The organism is Salinimicrobium sp. WS361 (assembly GCF_050750585.1).
GTDB lineage: Bacteria > Bacteroidota > Bacteroidia > Flavobacteriales > Flavobacteriaceae > Salinimicrobium.
On record NZ_JBOJLM010000061.1, the window covers coordinates 1 to 662 of the forward strand.

Consider the following 662-nt stretch of genomic DNA (forward strand, 5'->3'; position numbering starts at 1 on the left):
AAACCTGTCTCGAATCGAAGTTCCGTGCTCGCTTGCAACGCCTGATTGTCCTGCGGACAATCAAGCTCTCCAGCTCGCACTGTTTTTATACGAGACGTTGTGCACTATTCACCAGAATTTAAAATAAAGAACCAAGATTGAAAGAAGCGGATTTAGATAAAGAATTGATCCAAATATTGATTCAGATCAAAAGTATGTATCGGGAAAACAGTAAGATGATTCATTTGCGTTCTCTTTCCAATTTTGTTCATACTCTGACCTCTGCACAGGACACTGTTTCAAAGAACAACTCCAATAGAGTTGAATTGAGCAGGCTGAGGAAAAAAGAATTGACTTTGGAATACCTTAAACAATTAGAGGAAGAAAAGCGAGTGACGGATGACTTGTCGGACAAATATTTCAACGAATACATTAAACCGTTGGGTAATTACATGTCTTCCTACCACAAGTTCTCCTATATCGGAGGCGGAGCATTTCTTTTAAAATTTGCCGTATATCTGACCATAGGAATTGTCCTGGACTATCTTCTTCTACTAATCACAGGAAGGTGGGTCTATTTTACTATTCTCATTTTAATCTTGTTCTCCTTTAGGTATTACAAAAAATATCAGCAAAAGAGAGTTTTTGGATACCGGTATTAAATGGATAAAAAAAACAGTGCA

The 662-nt window shown here is 37.5% G+C and carries 1 protein-coding gene; it reads left to right on the plus strand.

Annotated features, from left to right (window positions below):
• Positions 1-137 precede the first annotated feature (137 nt).
• Entirely contained in the window at positions 138-641 is a 504-nt protein-coding gene (locus tag ACQ93I_RS17235) for a hypothetical protein (protein WP_431699612.1), read from the plus strand.
• Positions 642-662 lie beyond the last annotated feature (21 nt).